This is a genomic window from Arthrobacter sp. Z4-13 (assembly GCF_054792705.1).
Map to the genome: position 1 here is coordinate 2159423 of NZ_CP096459.1, position 26142 is coordinate 2185564.

At 63.2% G+C, this 26142-nt stretch carries 32 protein-coding genes and 1 riboswitch; of the genes, 14 read left to right on the plus strand and 18 right to left on the minus strand.

The genetic code is table 11. The features are described 5' to 3' along the window. Positions 1–56 precede the first annotated feature (56 nt). Positions 57–950, plus strand: a complete 894-nt coding sequence (locus tag M1E07_RS11690) for a glucose 1-dehydrogenase (RefSeq protein ID WP_461186876.1) — start codon at positions 57–59, stop codon at positions 948–950. 71 nt (positions 951–1021) lie between these two features. Here the strand turns inward: M1E07_RS11690 and M1E07_RS11695 are convergent, their stop codons facing one another. The 4 genes from M1E07_RS11695 to M1E07_RS11710 form a co-directional block, all read right to left on the minus strand. Beyond that, positions 1022–1465: a DUF1810 domain-containing protein gene (locus tag M1E07_RS11695; RefSeq protein ID WP_461186877.1), complete on the minus strand. Its 444-nt coding sequence runs from the start codon at positions 1463–1465 to the stop codon at positions 1022–1024. Further along, complete coding sequence (locus tag M1E07_RS11700) at positions 1449–2018, minus strand: DNA alkylation repair protein (RefSeq protein ID WP_461186878.1); 570 nt, start codon at positions 2016–2018, stop codon at positions 1449–1451. Before M1E07_RS11700 ends, M1E07_RS11695 begins: the two co-directional genes overlap by 17 nt. Continuing rightward, positions 2015–2371 carry a TraR/DksA family transcriptional regulator gene (locus M1E07_RS11705; RefSeq protein ID WP_461186879.1) on the minus strand — a complete coding sequence of 119 codons (357 nt, stop codon included), beginning with the start codon at positions 2369–2371 and terminating at the stop codon, positions 2015–2017. Before M1E07_RS11705 ends, M1E07_RS11700 begins: the two co-directional genes overlap by 4 nt. 94 nt (positions 2372–2465) lie before the next feature. Beyond that, positions 2466–2780 (minus strand): dienelactone hydrolase family protein, encoded by a 315-nt coding sequence (locus M1E07_RS11710; RefSeq protein WP_461186880.1) that lies wholly within the window; start codon positions 2778–2780, stop codon positions 2466–2468. A 412-nt stretch (positions 2781–3192) separates the two neighbouring features. Next, a riboswitch (cyclic di-AMP (ydaO/yuaA leader) is annotated at positions 3193–3363 on the plus strand. A 3-nt stretch (positions 3364–3366) separates the two neighbouring features. Here M1E07_RS11710 and M1E07_RS11715 point away from each other — a divergent pair. Then, positions 3367–4224: a LysM peptidoglycan-binding domain-containing protein gene (locus tag M1E07_RS11715; RefSeq protein ID WP_461186881.1), complete on the plus strand. Its 858-nt coding sequence runs from the start codon at positions 3367–3369 to the stop codon at positions 4222–4224. 103 nt (positions 4225–4327) lie between these two features. Here M1E07_RS11715 and M1E07_RS11720 read toward each other — a convergent pair whose 3' ends face one another. The 6 genes from M1E07_RS11720 to M1E07_RS11745 form a co-directional block, all read right to left on the minus strand. Then, entirely contained in the window at positions 4328–5803 is a 1476-nt protein-coding gene (locus M1E07_RS11720; protein WP_461186882.1) for a protein adenylyltransferase SelO, read from the minus strand. Next, complete coding sequence (locus tag M1E07_RS11725) at positions 5800–7242, minus strand: APC family permease (RefSeq protein ID WP_461186883.1); 1443 nt, start codon at positions 7240–7242, stop codon at positions 5800–5802. Before M1E07_RS11725 ends, M1E07_RS11720 begins: the two co-directional genes overlap by 4 nt. 88 nt (positions 7243–7330) lie before the next feature. Then, positions 7331–8257, minus strand: coding sequence for a ribonuclease Z (locus tag M1E07_RS11730; protein WP_461186884.1), 927 nt, complete (start codon positions 8255–8257; stop codon positions 7331–7333). Positions 8258–8324: 67 nt separating this feature from the next. Next, on the minus strand, positions 8325–8513 hold the full coding sequence (locus tag M1E07_RS11735) for a hypothetical protein (RefSeq protein WP_461186885.1): 189 nt from the start codon (positions 8511–8513) through the stop codon (positions 8325–8327). Between the two features lie 123 nt (positions 8514–8636). Beyond that, positions 8637–9065, minus strand: a complete 429-nt coding sequence (locus tag M1E07_RS11740) for a hypothetical protein (RefSeq protein ID WP_461186886.1) — start codon at positions 9063–9065, stop codon at positions 8637–8639. A 99-nt stretch (positions 9066–9164) separates the two neighbouring features. Beyond that, on the minus strand, positions 9165–9377 hold the full coding sequence (locus M1E07_RS11745) for a hypothetical protein (protein ID WP_461186887.1): 213 nt from the start codon (positions 9375–9377) through the stop codon (positions 9165–9167). Between the two features lie 582 nt (positions 9378–9959). Here M1E07_RS11745 and M1E07_RS11750 point away from each other — a divergent pair. The 4 genes from M1E07_RS11750 to M1E07_RS11765 are packed head-to-tail and all read left to right on the plus strand — an operon-like array spanning position 9960 to position 12161. Further along, positions 9960–10490 (plus strand): hypothetical protein, encoded by a 531-nt coding sequence (locus tag M1E07_RS11750; RefSeq protein ID WP_461186888.1) that lies wholly within the window; start codon positions 9960–9962, stop codon positions 10488–10490. After that, positions 10487–10684: a hypothetical protein gene (locus M1E07_RS11755; protein WP_461186889.1), complete on the plus strand. Its 198-nt coding sequence runs from the start codon at positions 10487–10489 to the stop codon at positions 10682–10684. The genes M1E07_RS11750 and M1E07_RS11755 overlap by 4 nt, the downstream gene beginning before the upstream one ends. Before the next feature lie 57 nt (positions 10685–10741). After that, positions 10742–11629: an HNH endonuclease gene (locus M1E07_RS11760; RefSeq protein WP_461186890.1), complete on the plus strand. Its 888-nt coding sequence runs from the start codon at positions 10742–10744 to the stop codon at positions 11627–11629. A 10-nt stretch (positions 11630–11639) separates the two neighbouring features. Then, on the plus strand, positions 11640–12161 hold the full coding sequence (locus M1E07_RS11765) for a DUF2087 domain-containing protein (protein WP_461186891.1): 522 nt from the start codon (positions 11640–11642) through the stop codon (positions 12159–12161). Here M1E07_RS11765 and M1E07_RS11770 read toward each other — a convergent pair. Further along, positions 12158–12331 (minus strand): hypothetical protein, encoded by a 174-nt coding sequence (locus M1E07_RS11770; protein ID WP_461186892.1) that lies wholly within the window; start codon positions 12329–12331, stop codon positions 12158–12160. The genes M1E07_RS11765 and M1E07_RS11770 overlap by 4 nt on opposite strands. Before the next feature lie 70 nt (positions 12332–12401). Between M1E07_RS11770 and M1E07_RS11775 the strand changes: the two genes are divergently transcribed. Next, complete coding sequence (locus tag M1E07_RS11775; RefSeq protein ID WP_461186893.1) at positions 12402–13037, plus strand: class I SAM-dependent methyltransferase; 636 nt, start codon at positions 12402–12404, stop codon at positions 13035–13037. Between the two features lie 144 nt (positions 13038–13181). Here M1E07_RS11775 and M1E07_RS11780 read toward each other — a convergent pair whose 3' ends face one another. Then, positions 13182–13427, minus strand: coding sequence for a hypothetical protein (locus M1E07_RS11780; protein ID WP_461186894.1), 246 nt, complete (start codon positions 13425–13427; stop codon positions 13182–13184). A gap of 322 nt (positions 13428–13749) precedes the next feature. After that, on the minus strand, positions 13750–14148 hold the full coding sequence (locus M1E07_RS11785) for a DUF5956 family protein (RefSeq protein WP_461186895.1): 399 nt from the start codon (positions 14146–14148) through the stop codon (positions 13750–13752). Between the two features lie 453 nt (positions 14149–14601). Between M1E07_RS11785 and M1E07_RS11790 the strand changes: the two genes are divergently transcribed. From M1E07_RS11790 to M1E07_RS11810, 5 genes are all read left to right on the plus strand, one after another. Continuing rightward, positions 14602–14949, plus strand: coding sequence for a DUF6176 family protein (locus M1E07_RS11790; protein ID WP_461186896.1), 348 nt, complete (start codon positions 14602–14604; stop codon positions 14947–14949). A 345-nt stretch (positions 14950–15294) separates the two neighbouring features. Beyond that, complete coding sequence (locus M1E07_RS11795; protein WP_461186897.1) at positions 15295–15987, plus strand: histidine phosphatase family protein; 693 nt, start codon at positions 15295–15297, stop codon at positions 15985–15987. A 24-nt stretch (positions 15988–16011) separates the two neighbouring features. Continuing rightward, positions 16012–16566, plus strand: coding sequence for a DUF3090 domain-containing protein (locus M1E07_RS11800; protein ID WP_461186898.1), 555 nt, complete (start codon positions 16012–16014; stop codon positions 16564–16566). Continuing rightward, a complete protein-coding gene (locus tag M1E07_RS11805) occupies positions 16566–17333 on the plus strand; it encodes an SCO1664 family protein (RefSeq protein WP_461186899.1) in 768 nt (255 codons plus the stop codon). Before M1E07_RS11800 ends, M1E07_RS11805 begins: the two co-directional genes overlap by 1 nt. A 133-nt stretch (positions 17334–17466) precedes the next feature. Then, complete coding sequence (locus M1E07_RS11810; protein ID WP_461186900.1) at positions 17467–18633, plus strand: cytochrome P450; 1167 nt, start codon at positions 17467–17469, stop codon at positions 18631–18633. A 179-nt stretch (positions 18634–18812) separates the two neighbouring features. On the opposite strand, the gene nrdF is transcribed toward M1E07_RS11810, so the two are convergent. The 5 genes from nrdF to M1E07_RS11835 form a co-directional block, all read right to left on the minus strand. Beyond that, positions 18813–19787, minus strand: a complete 975-nt coding sequence (gene nrdF / locus M1E07_RS11815; protein ID WP_461186901.1) for a class 1b ribonucleoside-diphosphate reductase subunit beta — start codon at positions 19785–19787, stop codon at positions 18813–18815. 90 nt (positions 19788–19877) lie between these two features. After that, positions 19878–21998, minus strand: coding sequence for a class 1b ribonucleoside-diphosphate reductase subunit alpha (gene nrdE, locus M1E07_RS11820; RefSeq protein WP_461186902.1), 2121 nt, complete (start codon positions 21996–21998; stop codon positions 19878–19880). 20 nt (positions 21999–22018) lie between these two features. Next, complete coding sequence (gene nrdI / locus M1E07_RS11825; RefSeq protein WP_461190385.1) at positions 22019–22471, minus strand: class Ib ribonucleoside-diphosphate reductase assembly flavoprotein NrdI; 453 nt, start codon at positions 22469–22471, stop codon at positions 22019–22021. 128 nt (positions 22472–22599) lie between these two features. Then, a complete protein-coding gene (gene nrdH, locus M1E07_RS11830) occupies positions 22600–22845 on the minus strand; it encodes a glutaredoxin-like protein NrdH (RefSeq protein WP_013601222.1) in 246 nt (81 codons plus the stop codon). Positions 22846–23259: 414 nt separating this feature from the next. Beyond that, the gene (locus M1E07_RS11835) at positions 23260–24459 is read right to left on the minus strand and encodes an FAD-dependent monooxygenase (RefSeq protein ID WP_461186903.1); all 1200 of its coding nucleotides are present in this window, start codon (positions 24457–24459) and stop codon (positions 23260–23262) included. 175 nt (positions 24460–24634) lie between these two features. On the opposite strand from M1E07_RS11835, the gene M1E07_RS11840 reads away from it, so the two are divergent. Both M1E07_RS11840 and M1E07_RS11845 read left to right on the plus strand, forming a co-directional pair. Then, entirely contained in the window at positions 24635–25552 is a 918-nt protein-coding gene (locus M1E07_RS11840; RefSeq protein WP_461186904.1) for a LysR family transcriptional regulator, read from the plus strand. A gap of 45 nt (positions 25553–25597) precedes the next feature. Next, positions 25598–26101, plus strand: coding sequence for a DUF2004 domain-containing protein (locus tag M1E07_RS11845; RefSeq protein WP_461186905.1), 504 nt, complete (start codon positions 25598–25600; stop codon positions 26099–26101). Positions 26102–26142 lie beyond the last annotated feature (41 nt).

A 26142-nucleotide genomic window follows, 5' to 3' on the forward strand; every position in this document is an offset into this window, starting at 1 on the left:
ACGGTAAGCATGCTTAGTTTTCCCGTGTTCCACCCCTACGCAACAGGAGGACCACCATGACAGACCAGTACACCTTCCGTGACCCCGTTACTGCATACGGGAAAATTTCTCCCCGGGAACAGCACCAGCCCGAGCCGGGCCTGGACGCGGAGCTGGAGCCGAAAGCGGACCTCGGCGAGAACACCTACCGCGGGACCGGCCGGCTGGAGGGCAGGAAGGCAATCGTCACGGGCGCGGACTCAGGGATCGGGGCGGCCACCGCCATCGCCTTCGCCCGCGAGGGGGCCGACGTCGTCCTGTCCTACCTGCCGGAGGAGGAAGAGGACGCAGCGCGCATCGCCGGACTGGTCGAGGCGGCAGGCCGCAAGGCCGTCAAGGTCCCCGGCGACCTGAAGGACCCGATTGTCTGCCGGGAGGTGGTGGACACCGCCGTGGCCGTGCTCGGCGGAGTGGACATTCTGGTCAACAATGCCGGAAAGCAGGTGGCGCAGGAGGAACTGACCGCCATCACCGACGAACAGTTCGACCACACTTTGAAGACCAATGTGTACGCGATGTTCTGGCTGACCAAGGCTGCCCTCCCGCACATGCCGGCAGGATCCACCATCATCAACACCACATCCATCCAGGCGTACAACCCGTCCCCTACCCTGCTGGATTACGCCACCACCAAGGGGAGCATCAACAACTTCACCAAGGGACTGGCCCAGCAGCTCGCGCCGAAGGGCATCCGGGTCAACGCTGTAGCGCCTGGGCCCATCTGGACGCCGCTGCAGGTCAGCAGCGGCCAGCCCAAGGAGCAACTGCCGGAGTTCGGCCAGTCCACCCCTCTGGGCCGCGCAGGCCAGCCGGCGGAACTCGCCCCGGCGTATGTTTTCCTGGCATCACCGGAGTCAAGCTACGTCATAGGGGAAACGCTGAACGTCAACGGCGGCAGCCCCTCGCCGTAGCGCGCCGGACTTTACAGGCTGACCCCGGCGACGGTGCCCTGCGCAGGATGCATGAGGCACCGCCGTCGGCGCTAGTCTTCGTCCCGGCCCGCGAGCAGTTCGTCAGTGGCGGGGTCCGGCTCGCCGTCGAAGAACTGCGCCAGGACGGTTTTGAAGACGGTTTCCTCGGGGTCTGCCCGCAGGAACAATGTCATCGATGAGTGCAGCTTCCGTGCGTCGATACTGCCGAGGATCTCCTCGGCGGGACGGCCGGAATGGTTCGTCAGTGCCAGGGCGCACTCGAGCAGCCGCGGGCCCAGAATTTGGTGCGCCAGGTACTCCCGGGCTTCTTCGAGGGAGCTGATGGCGTAACGGCGGGATGTGGGACTTTGGCCCAGGCCTGCGATCTGCGGGAAAACGAACCACATCCAGTGGCCGGACTTGCTGCCCATCTGCAGTTCTGCCAGCGCCTGCTCGTATGTCCCGCCGTTGTCCTGCGCGGCGACGAATCGTTCCAAGTCATAGGGTTCGTTCATGGGTGTCTCCTTGTGGTGGTGCTTGGGGTCTGGAGTGCTGCTCAAGGTAGTCGGCAGCGCTGCGCAGCTGGTTGTCCGGGTCGGTCCGCCAGCGGGCAAGGACAACACTCGCGCGTTGCCGGTCGCGCCCGCCGAGCCGTGCCAGGAACGGCGCCACGACGTCGGCCAGCAGGGGGTCTGTCAGTTCCCGGGTCCCGGCGGACCGCAGGAAGCCCTCGATCCGGGTCAGGTCCGAATGGCGCAGGAGTGACACTTTGGATTGCAGGAGGACCACGGCGGCAAGCCGGCGTTCATAGACCGCCTTGGAGCCGGGCCGGGGCTGGCCCCACAGGGCGGACGCGAGCTGTATCACGCCGTCGTGATCGAAGTCCTTGTACTTCCGCAGGGCGTCCCGGATGGTTCCCCGGACAGCGCCAACGGAGGAACCGTAGGAGGCCAGGCGCCCGCCCAGCCGGCCCTCGACGTCGTCCGCCCGGTACCAGGCGCCCTCATTCTGCAGCGTTCGGTCAACGAATTCAGCGGCGGCCGCCACCTGATCCGCGCCGCTGCTCATCGGCGGCCTGCCGAGGCATGCCCGATGCAGAACGGGGTCCACGGCCGTGCCTCCAGCCTGCCTTCCGCAATCGGTTCCCCGCAGACGACGCAGGTTCCGTAGGTTCCCTCAGCGATCCTGGCCAGGGCTGCGTCCACCTGGTCGAGTCCTGCGCTGCTCTGCTTCAGCAGGGCCGAGGCCTGGGACAGTTCGAAGGCGATAGTGGAGCCTTCCGGGTCATGTTCGTCATCCACATTCGAGTCCTGGCGCGCCGAGTTTGCGGAGGCGATGTCTGCGCGGAGGGCCGGAAGGAGGGCAACCTTCCGCTCCCGCTCCTCCTCGAGCAGGATCCGGAACCGTTCAAAGTCGGGCATGGCAAAAGCCTAGCGCGGGGCCAGTACCAGTTCCTGTTTATGGAGTGGTTCCAGGCGGCACAGGGCGAGCTGTACGCTCCCGGAACGGCGGGGTTTAGAGGTGCCGGCCGAACCACGCGAACGTGTCGTTCCATGCAGCCGTGGTGCACGCCGCCGCCGTGGCCTTCAACCCGTCCAGCTCCGTGGCCGCCTGCCAAGTGATACCGCCGCCGAAGCAGTAGCCGGTCATGGCGATGCGCTCGCCGTCAACGAAGTCCTGGCCCCGGAGATACTCCCCCGCTGCCTTGAAGCCGGCGACGTGGCGCTGGGCGCCGGCCTGGGTAAGGGCACCGGGAACAGCGTCACGGTCCAGGTTCGCAGTCCCGCCTTCGCAGCCCAGCAGCAGCATCGCCGCCGCGGTTGCCGGCATGCTGCCCGTGATGAACGCAACGCGTCGGGTGAAGGTTCGCTGGCTCAGTGCACCCGCGCGCTAGTCGTCAAAAAATCCCTCAATCAGGTACTTCTCGTACTTTCCAAGCTGGATCACGGGGCCTCCTCGGGCTGGCCATATCCTCCTCCGCGCGGTGCTTTCGGGCAAGCTTCCGGCTGCGCTTTTGAGTTCCTTTACTGTTTTGTGACCAATACAACACGACTCTCCGGACCGGAAAGTATCTTCCGAGGTCAGGTGCGTGCTATTGAAGAGTCCAGTCGTTTGCTAAAGGCGATAGGAACACCTCGTATGTTACCCAAACGTGACAATGGCACCGAAGTCGGGTTAGGGTCTTCAGGTGTCCCTCCCAAACGGGACATTCCCCTCAGTATGCCGAGCCCTGCCACTGAACCGGGAACCAACGCTTTTCAGCTGGCAGGGACGGGGGAACCAAGTTTCCCGGCCTCACACGAGGCCTTGGGGTTAAGTCGATAGCACCTTCGTTCATTTCGGAATTGCTCCCGGCCGGGTATCTCCAGCCCGAACCCGACAGCTCACCCCGCAGGCATGGGAGAGGCGATCAACCGTGTCAAAAAATTCCATTACCGCCCGTCACCGCGCGACTCCGGACCGCTCAATCGCGCTCCAGGGCTTGGCTGTCTCGGCCAAGTCGCTTGGCCGCCCGGCGCTCGCCGTTGCAGCAGCATCCGGCATTGCCTTCGGTGTGGGCGCCCCGGCCCACGCAGGCGTAACCGGTCCGGACACCACCGATACCACTAACACCCAGGCTTACGCAGCACCGGCTGCCGCAGTGGCTGCCCCCGCAGCAGCTGCAGGCAACGTGCACACGGTTGTTTCCGGCGATACCCTGGGCGCCATCTCGGCATCCAACGGAGTAGCCCTGAATGATGTGCTGTCCGCCAATGGGCTGGCAATCTCCGCGGTCATTTACCCCGGCGACCAGATCCAGATCCCGGGTGCCGGCACCGCTGCCGCAGCTCCTGTCGCTGCTGCCGCTGCTCCGGCCCAGGCCGCGGTAGCTGCCGCTCCCGCAACCACCACCATGAACCTGTCCTACGCCTCCACGGCGCCTGCTCCGGCGGCACCCGCCCCGGCAGCTCCCGCAGCCACCGGCACCGGTACCGGCGCAGCCATCCTGGCGAACGCTTACGGCCAGCTGGGCGTCCAGCAGGACTGCACCGCCATGGTTGAGAAGGCTCTCCGCGCCGTGGGCAAGAGCGTCGGCGACCTCGCCCCGGGCCAGTTCTACCAGTACGGCACCACTGTGGGCACCCCGGCTCCCGGTGACCTGGTCATCACCGCCGGCCACGTGGGCGTCTTCGCCGGCAACGGCCAGGTTGTCAGCGGCGGCGTGGACGGTTTCAAGACCGAAGTCCACTCCATCAGCTGGCTCAGCGGCGCTTCCTTCGTCCGCGTAGCGTAGTCACACCACCCCAACAGGGGCGGCAGACGGGATTGTTCCCGGCTGCCGCCCCTGTTTTGCGTCTGGCCCCTCCTGGCAGCCGGTGTCCCGGCGCCTGGGGTGCTCAAGTGCCGCAGAAAGTCTGGTAGCTGCCGAAGTCCTCCGGCGCTCCCTCGGTGTAGCGTTCCAGCCCTGGCCTTTCATTGAACGGGGCACGGACCACGTCGAGGAGCCGGATGAAGGGATCAAGGTCTCCCTCCGTTGCTGCCGCGAGCGCTTCTTCTACCAGGTGGTTGCGGGGGATGTAGGCAGGATTGGCCCTGTCCATCAGGTCCGCGTCCGGCTGCAGGGCCCGCCACCGCCCAACCCAGGCGTCGAAGGCAGCCAGGTCAAGGACCATTCCGCGGGCAGGCCGGTCATCCCCCCTTGCCGCCTCGGAGAGGTTCCGGAAGAACGAGGTGTAGTCAACTGGTCCGTCCTTCAACAGGGCCACCAGCCCGTCCACCAGCTCTGAGGCTTCTGCAGCCTCGGCGCTCCCCTCGGGGGCTTCCACCAAACCGAGTTTGGTTTTCATGCCGGCGAACCAGGCGTCACTGTATTGCCGGCGGAACATGCCAAGTGCTTCCACCGCGGGTGCTACGGCCTGTTCCTGGTCCTCATTGAAGAGCGGCAGCATCGCCTCAGCGAGGCGGGCAAGGTTCCATTCGGCGATGACCGGCTGGTTGGCGTAGGCGTAGCGCCCGCCTACGTCGATCGAGCTGTAGACCGCGGCTGGGTTGAAGGCATCCATAAAGGCGCAGGGCCCGTAGTCGATGGTTTCGCCGGAGATGGTCATGTTGTCCGAGTTCATCACGCCGTGGACGAATCCCACCAGCATCCACTGGGCCACCAGTTTTGCCTGCGCGGACACGACGGCTTCAAAAAGCGCCAGGTAGGGGTTTTCGGCCTGGGCGGCTGCGGGGTGGTGCCGGCTGATCGCGTGGTCCGCCAGGCGGCGCAACAGGTCCGTGTTTTCCGTGGCCCGTGCGTACTGGAAACTGCCGACGCGCAGGTGGCTGCTGGCCACCCTTGTCAGTACAGCGCCCGGGAGCATGGTGTCGCGGCGCACCGGCCGGCCGGTGGCCACCACCGCGAGGGAACGCGTTGAGGGGATGCCGAGTGCGTGCATCGCCTCACTCACGAGGTATTCCCGCAGCATGGGTCCGACGACGGCGCGGCCGTCCCCGGCGCGGGCGAACGGAGTGCGGCCCGAGCCTTTCAAATGGACGTCCCGCAGCCGGCCGTCCCGGCCGGTCACCTCGCCGAGAAGGAGGGCGCGGCCGTCCCCCAGCAGGGGCGAGTAGCCGCCGAACTGGTGGCCCGCGTAGGCCTGGGCCACCGGCGTCGATCCCTCCGGGACGTGGTTCCCGAGGAGGAGCCGGACGCCCTCCGCGGACCGAAGATATTCCGGATCGAGTCCCAGCTCCCTTGCCAGCGCGTCGTTGAGAACGAGCAGTTTCGGCTCGGGGGCTTCCTCTGCCTGCCAGGGAACAGCCAACTCGGACAGCTCCCTGGCAAAGCGTCCGTCAAAGGTGACCGTTGATTCTGCAGCAGCTGTCATTTATCAGCCCTTTCCCCTTGGTTCGTTTTCCGGTTGATCAGCCATGTGACAAACCAGAGCACAACACCGATGGCCATCAGGCCGCCGGCAATCTGGTACTGAATGACGTTACGGCCCACCCACGGGCCGGCAAGGAAGGCGCACAGCAGGGCGGCCACCACCGGCAGCTGCCCCGGCGAGGTGAAAAACACCTTGCGGTTCGGGTCCCGCTTGCGCCGAAGCACAACGCAGGCAACGTTCACTACCGTGAAGACGCACAGGAGCAGGAAGGCTGTGGTTCCGGAGAGGTTGGCCACGATATTGCTTTCCGGATCGCTGGTTACGTAGAGGATGAGTCCCAGTGCCAGGACGGTGGAGAAGACGATGCCGGCCCACGGTGTGCGGCGCACCAGCAATACTTTCCCGAGGGCGGGCGGCAGGACGTGCTGGCGCGCCATCCCGTAAATAAGGCGGCTGGCCATCAGCATGTTGATCAGCGCCGTGTTGGCCACGGCAAAGACCGCCAGGAACGGGAAGATCCTGTCAATCGGGAAGTCGGGTGAGCCTTTGTGGACCACCTCAAGAAGGGCAGCGCCTTCGGCTTCCCGAATGTTCTCGAGCTCCGTGGGAGTCAGCACGCTGACCACTGAGACGGCGACCAGCATGTACAGGAGCACGGCTATGCCCAGGCCGGTCAGCATGGTGCGCGGGAAGATTCTTTCCGGATTCCTGGTTTCCTCCACCATGTTCACCGAGTCCTCGAAGCCCACCATGGCGAAGAACGCGATGGAGGTGGCAGCCGTGACCGCAAGGAACAGTCCCTTGTCCTGGTAGTCGTTGAAGACGAAGATTTCACCGGGGTTTCCCGTGCCCTGTGACATCACAAAGAAGCCGACGCCGATCACTATGCACAGCGCAACCATCTCCACCAGCGTGAGGACCACGTTGAATTTGACGCTCTCCCCCACGCCGCGCAGGTTGATGATTGCCAGGAGCAGCATAAATGCCATGGCCACGGCGGTGATGACGCCCTGTCCGGGAAGCCCCATCCAGCCGTTGATCTCGAACCCGCCGAAGAGGTTTTGGGCCAGGACGTTGGCGGAGGTGGAGGCGCTGGTGATGCCTGAACAGACCACCGCGAAGGCCACCAGAAAGGTGACGAAATGGATCCCGAACGCTTTGTGCGTATAGAGGGCGGCACCGGCAGCCTGGGGATACTGCGTGACCAGCTCCAGATACGAAAAAGCGGTCAGCGTGGCTACCACGAAGGCCAGCAGGAACGGCAGCCACACGATGCCGCCCACAGTTCCTGCCATGGTCCCCGTGACTGCATAGACGCCTGCGCCAAGGATGTCACCCACAATGAAGAGCAGGAGGAGTTTGGGGCCAAGGACCCGTTTAAGTTCCGGTTCCTTTCCTTCAGGAGCAGCGTCGAAGACCTCTTCTGAAGTTTTGCTCATTGTCGACCTCCACAACACGTTGGGCGGGCGGGCCCGGAGTGCCTACCGGATAATTCACTCTCTACCTCATGGTTGGGTTTGGCAATAATCAGCCCCGCCCCTCCCCACTTGTCAAGGCTGGGTCCTGGTGCCACCGCCGCCTTTTCGGAAAGGCAATCCGTTGCAGGTCGTGCGCTGCTATGACCTTCGTCCCGGGGGCTTGGGCGCCGGCCTGGGCACCCAGCTGGCTGACGTCGTCGTACCTCGACGAAAAGTGTGTCAGCACCAGCGTATTCACATCACCAGTGGCTGCCAGCTCCCCGGCCTGCCCGGCCGTGAGGTGACGGTACTGGTTGGCGAGCGCGGCGTCGTCGTTACTGAAGGTGGACTCCGCGACAAGGAGGTCGACGCCGTCCGCCAGGTCCTCCGCTCCCGTACAGGGGGCGGTGTCCATCACGAAGGCGAAGCGCTGGCCCGGCCGGGGAACGCTGACGTCGTCAAGATGGACGCCGGCCAGGATGCCTTCGCGCTGCAGGCGTCCGACGTCGGGCCCTTTGATTCCCGCCGCCGCGAGGCGGTCAGGGAGCAGGCTGCGGTTGTCCGGTTCGACGAGCCTGTAGCCGTAGGTCTCAATGCGGTGCTTGAGTGGCCGGACTTCCAGCCCGTCTGCGACGGTTCCGCTGCCGCCGTGCGGATGAAGCCTCAGGTCTATCCCTGGCGAGCTGATGGACACCAGGGCGCGGACCACGCCCTCTCCGGACGCCGGGTAGTGCAGGTGGACGGGGTGCGCCGCCCCGTCCAGTGCCATGCGCGACAGCACGCCGGGCAGGCCGAAGCAGTGGTCACCATGCACGTGGGTGAGGCAGATGCGCGTAACTTGTGTTGCGGAGACGCCTGCAAGGATCATCTGGCGCTGAGTTCCCTCGCCGGGGTCGAAAAGCAGCCCCTGGCCGTCCCAGCGAAGCAGGTAGCCGTTGTGGTTGCGGGTACGGGTGGGGACCTGGGAGGCGGTGCCCAGGACGATGAGTTCACGCATGGTTTGGGGGACCAAAAAGCAGGTTCCGGAATCATCCGGGACCTGCTTTTGGGTTGGTTGTGAGGGGTCAGCGCCGCTTGAGCATGCCCATTATTCTGCTGGCCATGCCGCCGGTGCCGGGCCTGCCGCCCATGGCACCTGTGGTGTTGGGCGTCCGCCCCGTGGCGTTCATTCCGCTGCCGCGGACTGTTCCGCCGGTGCCGGACCTGCCTGCGAACCGTCCAGCGGCATTCCTGATCATGCTTCCCAAGTTCATCTGAAACTCCTTCAGTCTTGATCCTGCCAACCGATATTCATCAGCCTGCTTATCATTTTAGCGCAGTTTCGGTTTCCGGCCAGAGCGGGCTTTGATTGATTCTCCGCGCCCGGGCTGTGGGCCTTAGCGCTCCAGGTCGTTGGGGTCGAACTCGCTCAGGGGCGAGCCGCCGAAGTTTTCCTGGTCGTCGCTTGAATCGGCTTCCCGGCCAGTGGGGTCTTCGCCGAAGTCGACGTCGGCAACCGCTTCACCCAGGGTAGGCGTGCTTGCCGGCGGTTCCTCCCCGGCTCCGTCGCGGGTCGCTTTCATGTCATCGCGCAGGGTCTGGTCACTGAGGAAATCCTCCTCCTCGCCGGAGACCTCGCCCTGAAGCAGCGGATCCTCCTGCCAACGGTCCGGGTTGTCCTCCGCGGCGCCGGGGTAGCTGTCAGGTTCGCCGCTCGTTACGGGATCCAGTTCGAGGGATGAAGCTGCGCCGGGGGTCTCGTCAAGGAGCACGTCATTTTCCTCGACAATTTCAAGTTCATCGTCAGGCAGGTTCTGTTCCGTCATGGTGATGCCTTTCTCTTCGGCGGCTTACGGGTAATAGTAAGCATACTGATGAAGGGTCTGCCGTGTGAACCTTCGGCTTGGGCTCGCGGGGCGTTCCCATCAATGCAGGAGCCACGATCCGTCCTGGGGTGGTTCGGGCTTCCGGCGCAGTTTACGGATCAGGATAAGGAACGGCCACGCCAGTAACTGCAGCAGGCCTGCGGCCAACAACAGGCCCACCACAAGCAGGAGGACTGGCGAGTAGAGAAGGAAAACACCAAATGCGGCTGCAATGTATCCGGCAATCAGCGCCAATGCTGCTCCAGGATCCACTGAAACTCCTCTCGGTTGTCGGGGTGAATCTGATGGCGGGGATTGCCAGCAGAAAAGAGGGCCGCAGCGGGCGGTGCCAGAGCCGATGCGCGGGAGAACACGCCCTTGGCGGCGGGAGTGACAGAAGGAATTCGAGCGGCCACGAGGCAACCCTCCGGAAAGCTGGGGAAATCCACACCCAGTGTGCGATGGCGGCCGCATACTTTTAAACGGTGAATTAAGCGTACTCTCCTGCCCTCAGGCGAGGAAGAAGCAGCGTGCCATGGCCGGCCATGACCGTGACCTTTGGCCCTACAACTCCTGTCGGGTCAGCGCCAGTCTTTAAGGTGACCATGCCGCACGAAACCAGGAAGAGCCGTGACGCTCCGCACACCACTCACAGCCGGCGCAACATCAGGGCCTGAAACAATCGGTTCAATCGCCCACGCCGTTCTTCACCACTCCCATGGTCCGGTGCTCGTCTCCCGGCGCGTGCACTGAACCCTGCGCAGAGGATCGTGACGTTCCGGACATGGGTGATGAGGGCTTTCGAATCCCGCGTTTATCCCCGCTGAGGGACTTGCCGCAACATATGCTGACCGAGTGACTCCTGCCCCGTCTCCCGCCCCGCTTGATGTCGTAGTCCACTCGGGGCCGGCCGACTGGTGGGTTATCCTCGCAGGCCTGGGTCCGTTGGCAGTTCTCGTCGCGGCCTTGCTGGCCTTTTACATCAACTGGCGGACGCTGAAGCAGCGCACCGCGGCTGACAAGACTTCGCTGGACCAGAAGCGGGAAGCGGACGCCCAGGCGCTGCAGCAGAAGACTGAAGCGGACAGCCGCGCGGAATGGTGGCGCCGCACCCAGTGGGCGCTGGACCGGGCGTTGGACGAGGATGAAGGTACGAAGGCGTTGGGGCTGGCGACCCTGGAAGTTCTGGCGCGCAGCGACCTGGCACGTACCGAGGAACTCGAGTTGTTCGACATCGCCTGGAAAAACGTCTCGGGTGATGACAGCGGAGATGAAAACGGGCAGGAAGACCGCCTGGACAAGGAGTTCGCGTTCGTGGACGCAGGTGGCAACATAGGCGAGAATGGAACGACCGATGAGGACAGGATCAAGGAGGCTGGACAATGAGCGCAGCGTCATCTGAACACCGTTTCGTCCATCCCCCCAGGAGCGGCTCATCCTCCAAACCGGCCCAACGGAAGACCACCCCGGCGGAGCACCGTGTCCAGGTTGCAGCGGCGCGGCTGCGCGTCACGCTTGATGAGCGGCTCGGGCGCGAAACGCCGGCCAAGACCAAAGCACTCGCCAAGGAACCCATCTAGGTCCCGCCGGTAAAGGCTATGGGCCGCGACTTGGTGTGTGCCTGGAGCAGGTGAGTGGTGGCTGCAGTAATTCTGGGATGGAACCCAAACCGGCAGAATCGCTGGGACTACCGCGCCGTCGTCGAGCAGGTGGCGGAGTCCGGCAGGTTCCTGGACCGCTGGAGGGTTGGCCGCAACCGGAACATCGGGGCGGGGACCGAGGCCTGGCTCGTGCTGCAGGGCAGCAGCGACGCCGGTACCGGCCTGATCGGGCATGGAACGGTGATGTCCGAAGCGTTTGAGGCCGTACGCCCAGATGATCCCGACGCCACTGAGTGGTACGTCAGCGTCGCTTTCGACGCGCTCCTCCCCCTTGGCGAGCAGATACGTCCTGACCTCCTCAGTGCAGCCGTCCCGGCGGTTCTATGGCATGACGCCATTAGTCGCTCAACTTTGGCCGTTCCGCCTGCAGCGGGCCCTGGTCTTCGTCAACTGTGGCGGGACCACGGGCCGGCGGCGATGGAGCCGCTGCTACTCATTCCGGGAGCCTGCCCGCCGGACGCCGTGAGCACTGTTGAGGTGAACCGCTACGAGCACAACCCGGACGCACGCCGGGTGTGCCTGGCATTCCATGGAACTGCCTGCGCCGCCTGCGGCTTCTCCTTCGAGGCCGCCTACGGCGACAGTGGCACGGGTTTCATCGACGTGCACCACGTGGTGCCGCCGGCAATGCTTGAGGGCGGGTACCAGCTGGACCCCATTACTGACCTCGTACCGCTGTGCCCCAATTGCCACGCCATGGTCCACCGCGCTGTGGGCCCGGCGCGCACAGTCTCAGAACTCCGGAACATTATTGCTGCTTCCGGCCACATGCGGGGCGAGACGGTGAGCGAGCGTGCCCTCGAAGCCCAGGAGGATGCGCGGCGGATCCTTGAAGGGCGCGCAAGCCTGAAGGACCTGAGCTGAGGAGAATCCGGTGACCGAACGGGCGAGGTACAGCGGACCGCACTGGCGGCGAGTGATGGCTGCTCTCGCCAATAGCGATGCCCGAACCGCCTACGCACAAATTGTGCTCGGAGCAAAGCTTTCCGAGGTGCTTGCCGATATGCAGGATCAACGTCGGGACCGGGCGCTCGCCGTCCTCCTCGGGTCAGGGCTGGTTGAGCGGAATGCCGACGGCGGGCTGGTTGCGCCTGAGTCAATCTTCCGGGACCTTCTGGCTCAGCAGCCCCGGCGGCAGGCTCAGACCGGGTTGGCCCGCTTCATGCGCCTGGGCAGGATCGAGAGGTATCCAGCCAACATAGCGGAGCGTCGGGAGCTCCTGGCCTGGATTATCAGCGAGGCCATGGAACCGGGCGAGCATCTGACGGAGAAGCAGGTCAATGAACGGCTGCTCAGCTATACAGACGACGTCGTGCTGCTGCGCCGCTACATGGTGGACTTCGGGCTGCTGGACCGGACCGCCTCGGGGTCTTCCTACTCCCGGCAGGAAACTTAGCGTCCAGCAGCCGGCATTCGCATTCCGCTGTAGGCTGCCACGACCCCGGCCAGGAAGATGACGACGGCGAGGTAGACGGGACCGAGGTGTCCAAGCGTGGCGAGGCCCCACGGGTAGTCGAGGCCCCACTGGTAGTGTGCAGGGACGGCCACTGCGGGTCCGGGGGTCACAGCCCAGGCCCGTCCGATTTCTAACCCACCTTCCGGTTACTATCGAACGACACATGTCCGGGAGGTCGAAGTGCGCCGTACGAGCAATGAAGACATCAAGAAGGCCTTCAACAAGAACGCCCGCGTCTACGACCGGTGGATGGGCTACTTTGAGCGGTATATCGCCTTTGGAGCCCGAGCTTGGGCCGTGTCCAGGGCCCAGGGGGCGGTGATTGAGATAGGGGTAGGTTCGGGTCTGAACCTCCCGCTTTACGGTCCGGGCGTGGAACATGTGACCGGGGTCGAGCTTTCCAAGGAGATGCTCGCCATCGCCCGCAGACGCGCAGCGGAAAAACGCATCGACCGCGTCGAGTTGCATCAAGGCGACGCGCAGGCCCTGGACCTACCATCGGAAAGCGCCGACACCGTGCTTTCCACCTTCACGTTCTGCACCATCCCCGATCCGCTGGCCGCCAGCCGCGAGGCCTACCGTGTACTCCGCCCCGGCGGAGTATTCGTCCTCGCCGAACACGGGCGCTCCACGCGCAAGCTGGGCAGCGCCGTCATGCGGGCAATCGAACCACTGATCATCCGCGTCAGCGCCGAGCACATCACCCGTGATCCTGTGCCGTACCTGAAGGACGCGGGCTTCACCATTACCGAGGTTCAGCGGGGAGGACCGGGCGGCGTCGTCTTTCGGATACTTGCCCACAAGCCCGACCTTTAGGGGGCCTGCCGAGGGCGGGCAGTTGTTGCGCTTGGAAGGTTATCTCTGCTGCCGTTCTCGGCGCTGTCATATCGGCGGCCAGACGAAAGCGCCCACCGCCCCTTTTGCGGAAAGGAGCAGCAGGCGCTGTGGTGCTTGTACGGTCTAGCCGACGCGGGTGTAACTGATTTCCGTCTTTCCCAAGGGAGCCGAGTGAAGCGTCACATACGTGCCCTGGCGCTTGTTGGCATTGCCGGGAAAAACTCCGGACAGCGACACGTAGCTCCCCTCAACGCGGGATGGGATTTCCCGGTCAGCCGGGAGGGTGACGTAGCTGCCTCCACGCGGTGTGCTGTTGGGGACGGTCGATCGGGTTTCCTGGGTTACGGCCAGTTCGGTCAGCAGAGTCATAGTGTCTCCTAGTTATTGGGGGGGTCTTGCCGGCGTCGCCGGTGCAGTAGCGCCTTGTCCCAGTCAGGGGCCTGGGCGGAAGCATGGCGGCCAGAAGCGGCGGCCGACTGCCAGCACGCAGGGACGGTGTATCCGGCGGCAATCTGAGGGCTTCGGCGGCCTGCTATCAAGTCTACGGAGTTAATTTGAGCCATTCATAATAAGGTGTGCGATCTCACGGGGACCAGCCCGTGAACCGAACCGATCTCCTTGCCCTCGACGGCGAGCGGATGAAACGTGGCGTCGAAGGATTCACCGATGCAGCGGGGCTTCCTACTTGGGGCTACCCGTTGTCCTGCCGGGAGTAAAGAGGATGCAGGAAGGCTTTTACAAGGGCGCACAGTTCCTGCGGGTGGGATGCCTGTGGACTGTATTTCCATATGAACTCGTTGAGGTCTTCGTGTAGGGCCTGCAGGCTTGAGGGCCGCGGAGGCGGCCGCAGAAACCATTTGTAGCCCCGGGGCCGGGGAGAAACGTCCGCAGCGGCCAGGTGCTCATCAATGAAACCATCGATGATTTCCTGGTCGCCGTCGGAAAATGCCTTGCTTTGGTGAAGCCGCCTCAGGAGATTCTCTTCGCCCGCCATCGCTGAAATAAGCGCATCCCACGTTGAGTCTTCAAGCGCAAACCACCCAACGGGCGGGGAGGAGACCTTGACGAGGTCCCACTCGGTGCCGATCATTACGCCTCCTATTTACGGCATTATGCCCTTGCAGCTTCTGTAGAACTTACGTTGGGCATAAGCGGAAACATAGGAGTGACTTGGCTTGGGAGCCGTTCACGGCTAGGGCCCAATAGAGCGACTCCGCGTGTCGAAGACAACCAGGGCCAGGGTGTCCGGACTTCTGTGACGGCGCGCCTTGGACTCGGCCGCGCCAGCGGCCGCGGTGGGCATGCTTCTGCTGTAACCAGAACCGATGCCGGGGACGGCCAGGACGGCCAAGTAAGCCAGTCCAGAGTTCGGAGCCCATACAGACGCGAGAGGCGCTTCCACACCCCCATTGTCAAGGATCAGCCGTCGCAACCTGGCCGATCTATCCCACCTCAATCGCAAGGACTACCATGCAGGTGCACGGCTACCGTTGCCGCGGTGCTGCGGCAATCAAAGCAAGCTGTTGCGGGGGAAGGACATGTCATGGAATGCATAACCTGGTTCGCGCCGATACTGCCCGGGAAATTGGAGGAGTGGAAGTCGCTGCTTCAAGAAATGAACGGCCCGCAGAAGGAGGAGTACCGAAAATCACGTGAGCGTATGGGACTGACTAGAGAAGTTGTCAGCCACATGGAGACGCCCCAAGGGGACTTTGTAGTCCTGTTCCAGGAGGGTGAAGACATCTCCAAAGCATTTCAAGCACTTGCAGCATCAAAGGAACCCTACGATGAGTGGTTCAAGGAGAAAATCTCTGATGTCCACGGCATCACGTCAGAGATGCTGCAGGCTCCTCTTCCTGCCAAAGTCCTTCTCAACTACAAGGCCGCCTGACCAAAGGGGAGGCCGTAATCGGGTCCCTTCACTGAGAATGTCTTGCCCGAAGATGACTCCGGACCGATAGCTGCTCAGCTGCACCCGTACTGACCGCCATTCTGCCCGCTCATCCCAGTGAGGCAACAGGCCCTCGGCCGAGGGTATCCACGCGGTTACCGCGGCCCCATGATGGCGCTAAAGACACGCCCATCGGGTCCTTACGTCGTCCACGCAGGTGAAGGCGACGTCATTGGTGAGCCCGGGATGCTCGACCGGTACCTCTTGAGAGCGGGTCGCTACAGCCGGCAAATTTACATAGGCGTAGGTGGACAGCGCCGTCGAGCAGGTGGTTAGGCTGGGTGGATGGCCACAGTTATTCTCGTGCGGCACGGCCGCACCACAGCCAATGCCACTGGACTGCTAGCCGGTCGGGCCGTCGGCATCGGCCTGGACCAAGTCGGGCTCGAGCAGGCGGCTTTGACCGGAGACCGGCTCTCGGCCGTGCCCCTAGTCGGAGTGGTATCGAGCCCTCTCGAGCGTTGCCAACAGACCGCGCAGCTCATCCTCGATCGCCAGGCTGGCACGCCGTACGCGCCGGTCGAACCCGATCTTACCGAGTGTGATTACGGCCAGTGGCAGGGACGCACACTGAGTGATCTCGCAACTGAAGATCTGTGGTCCGTTGTGCAGTCGCAGCCAACCGCCGTCATCTTTCCCGGCGGTGAATCCATGGCTGCGATGCAGGCTCGGTCGGTAGCAGCAATCCGACGCCACGATGCTGCCTTCGAAGCCGAGTACGGCCCAGGAGCCGTGTGGGTAGCGGTGAGTCACGGTGACATCATCAAGTCAATCCTCGCCGACGCGCTCGGCATGCACCTTGACCTGTTCCAGCGCATTAACGTGGGCCCCGCCTCCGTATCGATCGTGCGCTACGGCGCGAGCCGGCCGAGCGTCTACGCGACCAACACCGACGCGGGGGATCTGTCGTGGCTGTCGAACGGCCTCCACTCTGACGACGCGCCGGTGGGCGGCGGTGCAGGGCAAAGGGCGCCATGAAGCTCATGTGCCTAAAATGCTCTTATGCCTACACGTGTTCATGAGTTTGCCTGGCCAGATCGGGTCGTCGTTGGCACCATCGGCCTTCCGGGAGCACGCACGTTCTACCTGCAGGTACGCGCAGGGACTCAGATCGTGAGTATTGCCCTGGAGAAGCAGCAGTCGGCTCTGCTCGCCGACAAAATCGACGAAATTCTCGACCAGCTTCTCACCGTCGACGGCAACCCCCACAGCGTTCCCACCAGTACTCCCATCGAGCTCGTCGACAATGACCAGCTTGAGGCCGTTCAGGAGCAGTTTCGGACCGGCGCCATGAGCTTAGGTTGGGACCCGACGACGGCGCAGGTCGTGTTAGAGGCCTACCCGATCACAGATGTCGACGCTGATTACAACGACGCATCGCCTGATGAGGACAACGCTGACGTGCCGGAAATGCTGATGGTGCGGATGCCGGTTGGCACCGCCCGCGCATTCGCCCAGCGCACCCGTGAGGTTGTGGGCGCCGGCCGGCCCGCATGCCCGCTCTGCGGTTACCCCGTAGACGCCGACGGGCACGTCTGCACACTGCCCGAGGTCTGATGCCGGCGCCCGACCTGTTGACGGCCGAGCTGACGCTCACTGGGCGCATCACGACGGCGTCGAACGCCACCTTCCTGGGCAGGATCGGCGACACGACGGTCGTCTATAAGCCGATAGCCGGGGAGAAACCGCTGTGGGATTTTCCCGACGGCTTCCTTGCCCACCGGGAGGTTGCCGCCTACCTCGTCTCGGAGGTCCTCGGCTGGAACGTGGTACCACGCACCTGGCTCCGCGAGGGTCCTTTAGGCAAAGGAATGGTGCAGCTGTGGCAGGAGACTGACCGCGACCGGAACGCGGTGGATCTCGTTGCGGCGGACGACGTACCTGAAATTGGTTGGAAACAAGTTCTCGAGGGCCAGGATCAGCAGGGACGGATGGTCGCCCTCATACACGAGGACTCTCCGGCGCTCAGACGCATGGCGGTGTTCGACGTCGTCGTCAACAACGCCGACCGCAAAGGCGATCACATCCTGGCCATGTCAGACGGACACCGGCATGGCGTGGACCATGGGCTCACCTTTCACCGCGACCACAAGCTGCGCACGGTGCTGTGGGGGTGGCTGGGAGAAGCTCTAACCGCCGAGGAACGCGACGGCGTCGACCGTGTCAGCGAAGAACTGCACGGTGAGCTGGGCCGAAACCTGGCGGACTTGCTCAGCGCGGAAGAAATCGATTCGCTCGCCGCACGCTGCGCCCGGTTCCGCTTGGCGGCTCGGTTCCCGGCTCCGAGCGGTGAGATGTCGGCGGTGCCCTGGCCGCTGTTTTAAGCGGAACCACGGCTTTGTAGGCCTGCTGATGACCGAGGAGGCGGCATTGGCTAAAATCAAGGTTCAGCGCTCAATTGGCCGGGCTCCGGCGCCCGCAGGTCGATAGAGCCCCAGGCGAGCAGAGAGGCCGGCCGTGGACTTCATCCAGTCCGCTGAACATCAGCTCAACCCCTTTCCGCACTACGAACGAATGCGGGAAACTGCCCCTGTTTATTTCGACGAACAGTCGGGAAGTTGGCACGTCTTCCGGTACGACGACGTCCAGCGGGCACTGTCCGAATATGCAACGTTCTCGTCGCACATGGGCGGGGACGATGCATCGGGGACCGGCCAACTGTTCGCCTCGAGCCTGATCGCCACCGATCCCCCAAGGCACCGGCAGCTGCGATCCCTGGTGACCCAGGCGTTCACGCCCAGAGCTGTGGATGCGCTGGCTCCCCGCATCGCCGCGCTCACCGACGAGCTCCTTGAGGGCATCGCGGCCCGCGGCAGCGCAGACCTGATTGAGGAATTGGCGTACCCGTTGCCGGTCATAGTGATCTCCGAACTCATGGGCATCCCCGCGCAGGACCGTGAGCGCTTCAAACAGTGGTCCGATGTGATTGTCAGCCAAACGCGGACCGGCTCGGCCAGTGAGAACCACTACGCCACAAACATGGAGATGACGGAGTATTTCCTTGCCCTGATCGACCAACGTAGGAGCCGGCCAGGCCAGGACCTGATCAGCACCCTGCTGGCAGCGGAAATTGACGGCCACAAACTGACGGTGCCCGAACTGCTCGGTTTTTGCGCTCTACTGCTCGTCGCAGGCAATGAGACCACCACCAATCTGATCGGCAACGCCGTTTTGTGCCTGGCTGAGTACCCCGGCACCATGGACCGTCTGCTGAGAGAGCCCGCCCTGCTTCCCCAGACCATCGAAGAAGTGCTGCGCTTTCGATCGCCTGTCCAGTCCATGTACCGGTTGACGGTCGCGGAGACTAGCTTGGGAGACGAACTTATTCCCGCCGGTGCACCGATCGTGGCTTGGATCGGTTCCGCCAACCGCGACGAGCGGCAGTTCCAGCGGCCTGCCGAGTTCGATGTGGACCGCGGCCAGAATCGGCATCTGGCGTTCGGCCACGGCATTCACTTTTGCCTCGGCGCGCCGCTGGCCCGGCTCGAAGCCAGGATAGCGCTGGAGGCCCTACTGTCCCGTTTGCCCGGACTTTCTCTGGTTCAGGGAGCGCACCTGGAACGAATGGAAAGCACCATCATTTATGGGCTTAAGGCCATGCCTGTGAGTTGGCAGCCGTCCTGACCGACAACGGACGGCGTGTACGCAAGCTGGTGACCGGCCATCAGCTCCAAGCAGGACGGCGGCAATTCCAGAGCGTGGTGTTAACGCCGTCGAGCCGGTTCTGCCGGAAGGCGAACGATACCGTGCAGGGCCCCACTTTAATAACAGCTACTTCAAATAGATGGACTTCTCACAAGAGACTAGAAGTCCCAGTCCTCGTCTTCGGTGTTCACGGCCTTGCCGATCACGTAGGACGAACCTGACCCCGAGAAGAAGTCGTGGTTCTCGTCGGCGTTCGGGGACAGCGCCGAAAGGATGGCCGGGTTCACGTCGGTAACGGAGGACGGGAACATGGCCTCGTAGCCCAGGTTCATCAGCGCCTTGTTGGCGTTGTAGTGCAGGAACTTCTTGACGTCCTCGGCCAGGCCAACGCCGTCGTAGAGGTCATGCGTGTACTGGACTTCGTTCTCGTACAGCTCGAAGAGCAGCTCGAAGGTGTAGTCCTTAATCTCCTGGCGGCGCTCCTCGGAAACCGTCTCCAGCGCACGCTGGAACTTGTAGCCGATGTAGTAGCCGTGCACTGCTTCATCACGGATGATCAGGCGGATCAGGTCGGCAGTGTTCGTCAGCTTGGCCCTGGAGGACCAGTACATCGGCAGGTAGAAACCCGAGTAGAACAGGAAGCTCTCCAGCAGCGTGGAGGCCACCTTGCGCTTCAGCGGGTCATCGCCCTGGTAGTAGTCCATAACGATCTGCGCCTTCTTCTGAAGGTTTGCATTCTCGGTGGACCAGCGGAACGCCTCGTCGATCTCCTTGGTGGAGGCCAGCGTGGAGAAGATGGAGGAGTAGCTCTTGGCATGCACCGACTCCATGAAAGCAATGTTCGTGTAGACGGCCTCCTCGTGAGGAGTCAGGGCATCAGGGATGAGGCTGACAGCGCCAACAGTTGCCTGCACAGTGTCGAGCAGGGTCAGGCCGGTGAACACGCGCATGGTGAGCTGCTGCTCGGCGGGGGTCAGCGTGTTCCAGGACTGGACGTCGTTGGACAGCGGCACCTTCTCCGGCAGCCAGAAGTTGTTCACCAGGCGGTTCCAGACGTCGACGTCCTTGTCGTCCTGGATGCGGTTCCAGTTAATGGCCTCGACGTGGCTCAGCAGCTTGACCTTCTCGGTCATGTCATCCCCTAAAAGTTGGGTTGGTTCTTACTTAAAGCGTACGACGGCGGGCGGGCGCCCGCCGTCGTACCATTACGATTTAGTTGAAGATTAAAGCATGCAGCTGACGCAGCCGTCCACCTCCGTCCCTTCCAGCGCGAGCTGGCGGAGACGCATGTAGTAGATGGTCTTGATGCCCTTCTTCCAGGCGTAGATCTGGGCCTTGTTGATGTCGCGCGTGGTGGCGGTGTCCTTGAAGAACAGCGTCAGCGACAGGCCCTGGTCCACATGCTGGGTGGCGGCGGCGTAGGTGTCGATGACCTTCTCGTAGCCGATTTCGTACGCGTCCTGGTAGTACTCCAGGTTGTCGTTGGTCAGGTACGGCGCCGGGTAGTACACGCGGCCCAGCTTGCCTTCCTTGCGGATTTCAATCTTGGACGCCACCGGGTGGATCGAGGAGGTGGAGTTGTTGATGTAGGAGATCGAGCCCGTCGGCGGAACAGCCTGCAGGTTCTGGTTGTAGATGCCGTGCTCCATAACCGACGCCTTCAGCGCCAGCCAGTCTGCCTGCGTGGGGATGTGCACGTTCTTGAACAGCTCCGCAACCTTCTCGGTCTGCGGAACCCATTCCTGCTCCGTGTACTTGTCGAAGAACTCGCCGGAAGCGTACTTGGACTTTTCGAAGCCGCCGAAGGTCTGGCCGGTCTCGATGGCCAGCAGGTTGGAGGCGCGGACCGCGTGGTACACCACCGAGTAGAAGTAGATGTTGGTGAAGTCCAGGCCCTCTTCGGAACCGTAGTGGACCCGCTCACGGGCCAGGTAGCCGTGTAGGTTCATCTGGCCGAGGCCGATGGCGTGGCTCTGGTCGTTGCCCTTGGCGATGGACGGCACCGAGGTGATGTTGGACATGTCAGACACAGCCGAGAGCGATCGGATGGCCGTCTCGATGGTCAGTCCGAAGTCCGGAGAGTCCATGGCCTTGGCAATGTTCAGCGAGCCCAGGTTGCAGGAGATGTCCTTGCCGGTGTCCGCATACGACAGGTCATCGTTGTACGTGGTGGGCTGGGAAACCTGGAGGATCTCGGAGCACAGGTTGGACATGATGATCTTGCCGTCAATCGGGTTCGCCCGGTTCACGGTGTCCTCGAACATGATGTACGGGTAGCCGGATTCGAACTGGATCTCGGCGAGGGTCTGGAAGAACTCGCGTGCCTTGATCTTGGTCTTCTTGATCCGGGAGTCGTCCACCATCTCGTAGTACTTCTCGGTGACCGAGACGTCGGAGAACGGCATGCCGTAGACGCGTTCGACGTCGTACGGGGAGAACAGGTACATGTCCTCGTCACGCTTGGCCAGCTCGAACGTGATGTCCGGGATGACGACGCCGAGGGAGAGTGTCTTGATGCGGATCTTCTCGTCAGCGTTCTCGCGCTTGGTGTCCAGGAAGCGGTAGATGTCCGGGTGGTGCGCATGCAGGTACACAGCACCGGCACCTTGGCGGGCACCGAGCTGGTTGGCGTAGGAGAAGCTGTCCTCGAGGAGCTTCATCACGGGGATGACGCCGGAGGACTGGTTCTCGATCTGCTTGATGGGCGCGCCCACCTCGCGGATGTTGGTCAGCGCGAACGCCACGCCGCCGCCGCGCTTGGACAGCTGCAGTGCGGAGTTGATGGACCGGCCAATCGACTCCATGTTGTCTTCGATGCGGAGCAGGAAGCAGGAGACCAGCTCGCCGCGCTGCTTCTTGCCGGCGTTCAGGAACGTGGGCGTGGCCGGCTGGAAGCGGCCCTCGATGATTTCGTCCACCATCTGCAGGGCGAGCTGCTCGTTGCCGCGGGCCAGGTGCAGGGCCACCATGCAGACACGGTCCTCGTAGCGCTCCAGGAAACGCTTGCCGTCGAACGTCTTCAGCGTGTAGGACGTGTAGAACTTAAAGGCGCCCAGGAAGGTTTCGAAGCGGAACTTCTTTTTGTAGGCGCGGTTGAACAGCTCACGGATGAAGTTCATCGTGTACTGGTCCAGGGTTTCGCGCTCGTAGTAGTCGTTCTTGACCAGGTATTCGAGCTTCTCTTCCAGGTCGTGGAAGAACACGGTGTTGTTATTCACGTGCTGCAGGAAGTACTGGTGCGCAGCCTCGCGGTCCGCCTCAAACTGGATTTCGCCGTTGGGGCCGTAGAGGTTCAGCATGGCGTTCAGCTCGTGATACCCCAGGCCCTTGTAGGCGGCAGGCATCTCAGGCTTCTGGGCCCTGGTTACTTCTGTGTCTGCGACAGTCGTGTCCAAAACGTGTCCAATCCATTGTTTACGCGGGACACGTCTTCTGGCGTGCCCATTAATTCGAAGCGGTAGAGGTGCGGCACTCCGCACTTGGCGGCGATGATGTCCCCCGCCATGCAGTAGTTGTCCCCGAAGTTTGTGTTGCCGGCGCCGATCACGCCGCGCAGGAGTTGCCTGTTCTGCGGAATGTTCAGGAACCGGATGACCTGCTTGGGGACAGAACCCTCTCCCCCGGTGCCGCCGTACGTGGGCACCACCAGCACGAACGGCCGGGTGGCGAGGAGGGGTGCATCCTTGGCGAGCAGCGGAATCCGGGCCACCTCACGGCCGAGCTTTGAGACAAAGCGGGCGGTGTTCTCGGATGCCGAGGAAAAGTAGATGAGCCGACTGCTGGTAACAACCGCCGGAGCCGGCCCGGGAGCGTCCACGCGCTGAGCCGCGTGAAGTTCCCTGGATGCCTGGGATTCCTGTGCTGTATGGAATTCCTGGGCTGCTGGTGCTGCCGTGGGAGTCACCTCAGCTGGTTGTTTGTTGCCGGTAGGAAAAGGGGTGACCCCTAGGCCACGGAGGAAACAGCGGAGAGCGCCAGTTCCTCGATCTTGTCCGGGCGGAAGCCTGACCAGTGGTCCTGGTCCGTGACCACAACGGGTGCCTGCATGTAGCCAAGTGCCTTCAGGCGCTCAAGTGCCTCAGCGTCCTGGGAGATGTCAACGCTCTGATAGGTGATGCCCTTTTTGTCGAGCGCCCGGTAGGTGGCGTTGCACTGAACACAAGCAGGCTTTGTGTAAACCGTTACGGTCATGGTTCCTGTCCCCTTTGCTGAAAAACTTGCTCAACCGGTGTCCCGCCCAAGCTGTATGTAGATACTACATCTAGTGCAGACGCCTCTTTTGAACCCCAAGATGATGTATTACAAGTATGTCATTTTGTGCACCTTTAATCCACAGGCAGGGGGCTTCAAAATGTCCGGAATCCCGCTGTTTTTATGGACGCAATCCACATCCTGTGGAGTAGTTAGCCACATTTAACGCCCAGCGTGTCGTGGAAAAGACGGCGTGTCGGCCCTTGTGCAGGGGCGGGGTTTGGGCTGCCGGGAGCATCCAACAGGGGCGCCGAAGTGACCCTCGGAACGCCTTATGGTGACCAAGCCCACCGCAATGAATGCACGACGGCGGCTGCTGCCAATTCCGTCAAGGCACCATCACTGCCGGCTTCCTCAGCCGGACCCTAACTTTGCGGTCCTCCCCACGATCCGGCGGGCAACCAGCCGATCGATTCCCGGCACCTGGCTTGCCCATATTGTCCAGCGGCGCAGGAGGCGCTGGGCCTGATTTGCAGGGAGGAACGATGCGGCGGCGCGCCGACCGGTGGCCTGTGCCGCCTCCACCACGGGCCGCCAGATTCGCTCAAACTCAACAAGGGCCGGACCGATACCATCCGGTGAGGTCACGGGTCCGAGGACGTCGCCCAGCCGCGCGGCGCCGGCAATTGCCAGCGAGCCGCCCTGGCCCGCGAGGAGCGACACGGCACCGCAGGCGTCCCCCACGAGAACTGCCCGCCCTCGCTGCCAGTGCGGCATGACAACCTGTGCGACGACGTCGTCGTACGGATGCTCGGGACACAATTCCAGGACCCGGTCAACCGTGTCGCCCAGTCCGTCGAACTCGCGGCGCAGCCGCTCCCGCGGACTTTCTGATCCCTGCTGCCCTGCCGCCCTTGTTGCGTCCCTGTAGACCATGAGTGCCGCCACCTCCTGCGCGCGCAGGCCGTACAACCCGGCCACCCGGTCAATGGTGTCGGTAAGGACAAATCTGTTCCCGAAGCGGGCATTCAGGAGCGGTTCGGTGACGATGAAGGCGGCAGCACGCATGCCCAGCGGTCGCAGGTAGTCATCCTCTGGGCCGAACATCCGGGCGCGCACTCCGGAATGGATGCCGTCAGCGCCGATGAAGACGTCAGCGGCGAGAGTCATCTCCGGTGCGCCGCCGACGGCAACCTGCACTTCGGAACCATCGCCCCATGCCCGGGAAAACGGCACCCCGTACCGCACCCGCACCCGGCCGGAGCCCACGTCGTCAAGGGCAGCGAGCGCGGCACGCTCCATATCGGGGCGCAGCAGGCTCAGGACCTTCCCGCCGGCAAGCCGGGCGAAGAGGCCATAGTCCAGCCTTGACGTGGGGCGTCCGGTGGCATCGATATACTCCGCTGCGTCAACGTGGTAGGCCACCGCTGCGAGCCGCGGATAAAGACCGATCCTCTCGGCCGCCTCCACTCCTGGACCGAAGAAGTCCATCATGTAGCCATCGGGGCGCGGACCGGCTGCCTTCTCGAGGACGTCGACGTCCCAGCCGGCCAACGCCAGCTGGCGTGCCGCGACGAGGCCTGCGATGCCCGCCCCGACAACCACGGCCTTCATGTCCTGCCCCAAAAGATCGGATCAACCCGGGCCGCAGGAGTCCGGCCTGGCCGGAGCCCAGGAGTTCCGCTGCCCGTTGGCTCATTCTTGACTCTTTGCCCGCAGAGTGTCCAGTAGCAGCGGACGGGTGCGCTGCCGGCCGCTTCTACGGCGCTGGGCGGAGTACTGTGGGCAGGTGGTAAATCCGGTACACCTGAAGACCCTTCTGGAGGTCACGCGGCTGGGCTCGTTCGCGGCCGCCGCAACAACGCTGGGCTACACGGCCTCGGCAGTCTCGCAGCAGATGTCTGCGCTGGAACGGGACACCGGCGTGGTCCTCTTCCAGCGCTCCGCGCGCAGCGTGGTGCCCACGGAAGCCGCGGTCGTGATGACCCGGCACGCCGCAAAGGTGCTTACGGACATGGAGGCACTCATGGCCGCGGCTTCCAAGACCCAGGACACAGCCAACCAGGAACTTCGGCTGGGCATCTTTCCCAGCCTGGCAACCTACGTCCTGCCCCGGATCCTGAAGAACCCCGCCTGGAAGAACCTCGGCATCGACCTGAAAGTGTCCGTGGCCGAACCGGGCCAGACCATCCAGGGGCTGCGCACCGGCGGCGACCTGGACCTGGCCGTGGTGTTCCAGGTAGGCCAGACCGGGTTCGCCTGGCCGAACACCATCAACCGGCAGTGGATCGGGGACGACAACTTCCGTGTGGTGCTGCCTTCCGGCTGGGGTTTCCGCTCGGACGCAAAAGTGGCGGCCGACCATCTCTCCGAAATGCCCTGGATCATGCACCACCCTGGCACCAGCGATGCCATGGTCATCGAACGCCTCTTCGCGGGCTGCAACCTGCATCCCCGGGTAGTGGCCCACAGTGACGACTTCCACGCAAGCCTCGAAATGGCCGCGGCAGGGCTCGGGGCGGCGCTGGTTCCCGAACTGGCACTTCGCCACCGCCCTGAGGGCGTCGTGGTGCTCGACGTTCCCGAGATCAGGCTGGCCCGCAACGTTTTCGCGCTGCTGATCAACGACAGGAAAACCGCCCGGTTGCAGCTGTTTGTTGACCTGCTGGCTGAAACTCTCGCTGGAATGCGCACGGCGGTGAATTAGGCCTGAACGCTGGAATGCACCGCAGTTCGGGTCTATGTTGAAAGTATGAACAAGGTAGCGAGCCAGCACTTTGGAGAGATCGAGCTCAACCACGGCAAGGATCACTCCATCGCCGCCAAGCATGAACTGCGCGGCCATCCGCTGGAAATCGACCTTAACGTCAGCGCCCATGACCACTTTGACGAAGCCGCCCTGCGCAAGGTGGACTACCGTTTGCGCTTCCTGCCCGAGCTTGTTGATGAGGTGCGCGACATGATCGCCGAGGAGCTGGAGCAGGAAGGCACCAGTCCCCAGGAATACCTCCACTTCCACTGCAACGCACTCAAGGATGAGCACCTGCAGAAGGTTTTCGGTGTGTCGGACCGCAGCCAGCTCACCCATGCAGTGTTCCTGAAGGCACTGAAGCTTGGCCATGTTGGCATCTACCCTGGCCAGCCCGAACGCTATTTCGTCATGGACTTCACCCTCGGCGAGCATTTCACCGACGAGGTCCTGGTGGCATCGGCCGATGAAGATGGCGTGGTGGACGACGAGATCGTCTGGTCCTGAAAACGCAAAGCGGTGGTTGAGTTGGACTCAACCACCGCTTT